This window comes from Streptomyces sp. MK37H (assembly GCF_018035285.1).
GTDB lineage: Bacteria > Actinomycetota > Actinomycetes > Streptomycetales > Streptomycetaceae > Streptomyces > Streptomyces endocoffeicus.
This window is the reverse complement of sequence record NZ_JAAAYH010000529.1, coordinates 1-5,339: the sequence shown is the minus strand read 5'-3', so window position 1 is coordinate 5,339 and position 5,339 is coordinate 1. Positions and strand designations below refer to the sequence as shown.

Here is a 5,339-nt window from a genome sequence, read left to right as displayed (position 1 = left end):
GAATTCCACCTGGCCTTCGGCCTCGACGCCCGTAAGACCCCCACCGAGGTCTCATCGGAACTCGCCGCCCACCGCCAGGACCTCCTGGCCGAGGAGTGCGCCGAAGTGGCCGAAGCGAGCGCCCACGGCACCCTCGACCACCTCGCCCACGAACTGGCCGACGTCGTCTACGTCGCCTACGGCACCGCCCTGGTCCACGGCATCGACCTCGACGAGGTGATCGCCGAGATCCACCGGGCCAATATGACCAAACTCGGCCCCGACGGCCGCCCCACCCTCCGCGCCGACGGCAAGGTCCTCAAGGGCACCCACTACCAGGCCCCCGACATCCCTGCCGTCCTCCGCCGCCAGGGGTGGACCGGCGCGGCCGAATAGGCGTCCCGTCCGGCCGGGGTGGCTGGAATACTGGGCGGATGCGGAACACGACGCCGGACGGGGCGGCCGCGGAGGCTCTCGCCTGGACGGAGGGCGCACACCGCAACGCCATCGGCCTCGCCACGATGCTCGGGGTCGCGCCCGAGCGGTACGCGGAAGACCCTCTGGCGCTCATGCCCGGCCTCCAGAACTACGTGGACCGGCTCCCACTCGGCGAGTTCGAGCAGTCGGACTGGATCACGCTGCACACGGACCTGACGTCCTACCTGGGCGATGTGCTGGTACGTCGCCACGGAGCCGCCTGGAAGAAGGCCGCCGACCCCAGCTCACCGGTCGGTTACCGCTACCTCATCGAGGCCGAGGGGCTCGACGGAGCGCCCCACCGCGTTGAGCCGTACGACGTCGTGATGGAGGAATTCCGGCATCTCCCCATCGCCATCGCCCGAATGCTGGCCAACGCGGAAGCCGCGCTGCGCCTGACCGCGTGATTGACCAGCCAGTTTGGTGAGAAGACTCGGCCACCGCTCGATCCCCGGTGCCGCACCGACGAGTTGACCTGATCGCTACATCGGCGTCGCGGCGCGCGCAGGAGGCGAGGCGGCAGGAGCGGCTGTTGCGCGAGCAATGGCAGGCCGCCCGGCAGGAGACTCGCCACTGGGAGACGGCGAGCGAGGGCGAGCGCCGGGTCGCGGCGCAGCTTCTGGTCCTCACCGAACGCGGCTGGCGGCTACTGGCGGCCCGGCGCCGGCCCGGCACCCGTACGGCCAACGCGGACATGCTGCTCGTCGGGCCGGGCGGTGTCTTCGTCCTGGACGTGAAGGACTGGCGGGCCTCACCGCAGATCATCGACGGACGGCTGCACGCCGACGGAGAGGGCCACGATTCGCATGTGCGCAGGCTCCTGGAGATGACGAGGACGGCCGAAGGGGCCGTGGCGTCGTTGGGACTGTCTCCGGTGGCTGTGCACCCGCTGATGATGTTCGCCGGACAGCGGGTGGACGCGACCTGCGGTCGGGTTCGGCTGCTCGGCGAACACGAGGTCGGGCCGATGCTGCTCCACGAGCCTCGGCGCCTGAGGCCGGAGGCGGTCCGGGCCATCGGGGAGATTCTGGAGCGTGCCTTCCCGGAATACGAGCGCGCGTCACTCACGAGGCCGGCCGAGCGGCCATCGGAGCTTCAGGGGCAGAAGCACCAGAAGCAGGCTCCTCAGGGGCAGGCTCCTCAGGAGCAGGGGGGACGACGGGCTGTTCGACGTCGAAGGGCTACGCGACGCCGCCCTTACGGACGCCATGAAGGCTCCCATCGAGCAGTGGATGACCTTCCTCGACCCCGCTCAGCTGCCACTCGTACGACGCAACTGGTCGGGCCCCGCACGGATCAACGGCCCCGCGGGCACGGGCAAGACGGTGGTCGGCCTGCACCGGGCGGCACACCTGGCCCAGCGCACCAGCGGACGCGTCCTGTACGTCACCTATGCCAACAACCTTCCGCGCGTGCAGAGCACGTTCCTGAAGACCATGTCCCCGGCCGTGGCCGCCCGCGTGGACTTCCGCAGCCTGCATCAGTGGGCTCAGGAGTTCCTCCGCGAGCGCGGTGTCGAGGTGCGCCTGCACGGGGACAAGGCCGAGACCGCGTTCAGCCGGGCCTGGACACACGTGGGACGCGGCAGTCGACTCGTGGAGCTCGACCCCGCCCCGCTCTACTGGAAGGAGGAGATCGACCATGTCATCAAGGGACGTGGCATCACCTCCTTCGAGGAGTACGCCGCCCTGCGCCGGATCCGCCGTAAGGCGGCGTTGCGCCGTACCCATCGCGAGGCGGTGTGGGCCCTCTACCAGACTTACGAGCAGTTGCGGATCGAGAAGGGCGTGCATGACTTCAATGACGTCCTCTCCCTCGCCCTCGCCGAGGTGCGGAAGGGCGAGCCGGCGGCACCTTCGTACGCCGCCGTGATCGTCGACGAGGTCCAGGACCTCTCACTGGTGGGAGTGCGGCTGCTCCACGCCCTGGTCGGCGACGCCCCCAACGGCCTGCTCCTCATCGGCGACGGGCAGCAGGCCGTCTATCCCGGCGGCTTCCGGCTGAGCGACGCCGGTATCGATGTCCGCGGCGACCGCGGACAGGTGCTGCGCACCAACTACCGCAACTCCAAGGAGATCCTGGAGGAGGCTCTCGCCGTCGTGTCCGACGACGCGTTCGAGGACATCGACGGAGTGCGCACGCCGGGCCGACGCGACGTGGACCTGACCTACTACGACGGCAAGGTCATGCGCTCGGCACGGCCCACCGTCGCCGAACACGACCAGGATCTCGTCGACACGCTTCGCGCCCTCCCGGCCGACAGCCTCGGCGATGCGGCCGTTCTCTGCCCCTCCATGCGTGCCATCAGCCACTACCAGCGCCTTCTCACCCAGGCCGGGCTCCCGGTATGCCCGCTCGAGCACTACGACGGTCGCCCCGTCGAGGCCGTGAAGTTGGGCAGCTACCGCCGGGCCAAGGGACTTGAGTTCAAGTACGTCTGCCTGCCGCGCCACGACGAGTACGTCAACGCCCGGCATGGTGTGGATCGGAGTGATTCGGTGCTCGAATGCCTGGGGCAGGAGCTTGACACGCTTGGCCTGGCTGGGGTGTCCATTACTGTCCAGGTGTAGCTGATACCCCCGCAAATCGTGGCTCCAGTCCCGAGCTGCGTTACTGACGGGCACCAGAAGTTCTTCCCAGTCAGTCGGGGTCGCTACGATCAAGGCGCGGATTCGATCAGCGGCCAGGTGCTTCTCCCGGCGCAAGAGTTCCGTGTACTTCGTGACTTCGTGCAGAGCCTGCCGCGACGTGGCCTTGGACCGCTTCAGCTCAATGACGACCCACAGTTGGTTCCGGTCACGTGCCAGGATGTCGATACTGCCCCGAGTGCCGTGAGCATTGGGCAGCGGATACTCCTGGAACTGCACGGGCCGCAGTCCCGGTTCGATCAGTTCGAGGTTGCGGACGAGGGCGTTCCGGAGTTCCCGTTCAAGAGGCGGCTGCATGAGGAGGAGACTACGGTCTACCACTGACACCCCTTCAGCGACCACAACTGCCCCAAGGGACTGGGCGGCGGTGTCGTTGGTGCCCGCGGCGGTGATCACGCCTTCCACCAGCAGGCCGAGCGTTTCACACGACGTACCGGCAGTGCCCGTTGATCCGCTGCCGTGGAACCGCGGCTGTCGGCGTGAATGACGGAGCCCGCCTTGACGGGCTGTGAGTCGATCACGCTGGCCGTCTCCTCCGTGTCCCGCCCCAGCCATCGCCCGTCACTTGATCCCGATGAGCGCGGCAACTGATAGTCGGTGGCGCGCTCCCTGGGACGGGCACGCCGAGTAGCCCAGGAGCTATGGCTCGCAGCGTGGCGGCTGAGGGCCAGCCAGACGGAGATCCGACAGGAGCTGGTGAGCCAGTCCGAAGGGCTGGTTGCGGGGACCATGGGGTACGGAGCCGACGGATTCGAAGCTGCGCTGTGCTGCGAGAGCTCTCGGCCCGACCAGGCCGGTGAGACGGTAGTGCCGCCAGAGGGGAGTGGGCCGGCGGGCATCGACCACGATGAGGTCGGGCCGACACCAGATGACCAGCGCCCAGGCTCCCCCGCCGGAGTCCGAGCCAGCCCAGGCTCCGACCAGTGGCGCGTCCTCGGCGGCGCCCACCGCTTCGAGTGCTACCAGCGCGGGGTTGCTGAAGCGGCCGGTGACGTGGAGTAGCAACTTCCCGTGGCGGTGTACGTCGCGGTTCTTCTCGGTGAGAGACCATACGGCGTCGGCGAGGGGATCGTCCTGGACGACGTCCGACGCGACATCGAGCACCGCTGCCTGGTCGACAGACGGGCCAAAGGCTGCGTCGAGCAGTGCTGTGTATTCCGTGACGTACGCGGAATCCACTGCGGGAAGCAGGTGGCCGACTGCCTGGGAAGCCTCGTTGAAGGCGAGCGTCTCAGGGGTGATCTCGTAGCGTGGGGCGTGGCTTCGGAGCACGGCGAGGGCGACTGCGGCGAGGCTGCCGACCTGGGGCTCGATCTGTTCGGGGAGATCGTTTCGATTCAATGCGCGGACGGCGCGAGAGAGCAGTGGCAGCCAGTCGGTGTGCGCAGGAGGCCAGGCGCCTGCTGCGACAGTCCACAGGGTCAGCCGCACGACGAGCATGCGTTCCGGAGGGCCGAGGTGGGGAGCGAGGGCGACGAGGCGTTCCACCCAGCGGCGGTATCGGCGGCGGACTTCCTGGTCGGCCTGTCGGAGGTCAGGCAGGGTGGCGGTGCCCGCTTCGGCACCAGCTGCCTCGGGGGCGTGATCTGCTGCCACGACCTCGGCGTCGTCCTCGTCGAGGGCGGCTTCGATGTCGTCGGTGAACCGCTCGTCCCAGGAGACGGGCAACAGGTCCTGAAAGGGCGTGCCGGTGTCGGTGGGCAGGGGGAGCCCCAGTGCGAAGCGCGTGAGCGGGTGCCCGAAGCGCCCGGCGCATTCGTCCAGATAACGCTCCCAGCCGTCCTCGTCGCCGTCCAGCGGGGCTGTCGCGACCGTACCGCCAGTGCTGGTGATCGCTGATGCGCCCGCTGGGGTGGGGGTCAGTCCCGTACGGAGGGTTTCCAGGTCGCCCAGAAACCGTTCGGCAAGCCGGGGGTCCGCGAACAGGTCTGGTGGCCGTGTCGTGGGGGTCTGGGAATGGGCTGGGGCTATCCGGCGCAGCGCGCGGTCAGGGTCGACGACGAACACGATGTTGCCGAAGCTCGGTACGCCGTCGCTGTCGACGACGACCAGGCGCACACGGCTGCCCGCATCCGCCGGAGCCGTCACCGTCAGAGTGGCCTCGCCGGGTGGGATGTCGGCGATGCGCTCCCATGCCTCCGGCGGTGCTGCCGCCTGAGACAACTCCAGGCGAGCGGTGTCGGAGAGGGGCCGGGCCACGCTGATCTCCAGGCCGTCCGATACGCGCAGGGCACC

At 68.9% G+C, this 5,339-nt stretch carries 5 protein-coding genes and 2 pseudogenes; 5 read left to right on the top strand and 2 right to left on the bottom strand.

The window, feature by feature from the left end; all coding sequences use genetic code 11:
• From GWI24_RS39825 to GWI24_RS39815, 4 genes and pseudogenes are all read left to right on the top strand, one after another.
• On the top strand, positions 1-375 hold a 375-nt coding region (locus GWI24_RS39825; RefSeq protein ID WP_210950907.1), incomplete at its 5' end, for a MazG nucleotide pyrophosphohydrolase domain-containing protein.
• A gap of 38 nt (positions 376-413) precedes the next feature.
• Positions 414-863: a hypothetical protein gene (locus GWI24_RS39820; RefSeq protein WP_210950906.1), complete on the top strand. Its 450-nt coding sequence runs from the start codon at positions 414-416 to the stop codon at positions 861-863.
• 47 nt (positions 864-910) lie between these two features.
• Positions 911-1,297, top strand: a pseudogene (locus GWI24_RS45915) (nuclease-related domain-containing protein); the annotation flags it as partial.
• Between the two features lie 367 nt (positions 1,298-1,664).
• Positions 1,665-3,026, top strand: coding sequence for a UvrD-helicase domain-containing protein (locus tag GWI24_RS39815; protein WP_247617539.1), 1,362 nt, complete (start codon positions 1,665-1,667; stop codon positions 3,024-3,026).
• A gap of 141 nt (positions 3,027-3,167) precedes the next feature.
• Here the strand turns inward: GWI24_RS39815 and GWI24_RS47045 are convergent.
• A pseudogene (locus tag GWI24_RS47045) lies at positions 3,168-3,332 on the bottom strand (endonuclease NucS domain-containing protein); the annotation flags it as partial.
• On the opposite strand from GWI24_RS47045, the gene GWI24_RS45910 reads away from it, so the two are divergent.
• The gene (locus GWI24_RS45910) at positions 3,288-3,428 is read left to right on the top strand and encodes a hypothetical protein (RefSeq protein ID WP_247617538.1); all 141 of its coding nucleotides are present in this window, start codon (positions 3,288-3,290) and stop codon (positions 3,426-3,428) included. The pseudogene GWI24_RS47045 and the gene GWI24_RS45910 overlap by 45 nt on opposite strands.
• Before the next feature lie 315 nt (positions 3,429-3,743).
• Here GWI24_RS45910 and GWI24_RS39805 read toward each other — a convergent pair.
• Positions 3,744-5,339: hypothetical protein (locus GWI24_RS39805; RefSeq protein WP_210950905.1), on the bottom strand; the 1,596-nt coding region annotated here is incomplete at its 5' end.

Bases quoted from the DNA above. Each gene is read 5' to 3' on its own strand.
- GWI24_RS39820 (WP_210950906.1), top strand. From the start codon at position 414: ATGCGGAACACGACGCCGGACGGGGCGGCCGCGGAGGCTCTCGCCTGG.
- GWI24_RS39815 (WP_247617539.1), top strand. From the start codon at position 1,665: ATGAAGGCTCCCATCGAGCAGTGGATGACCTTCCTCGACCCCGCTCAG.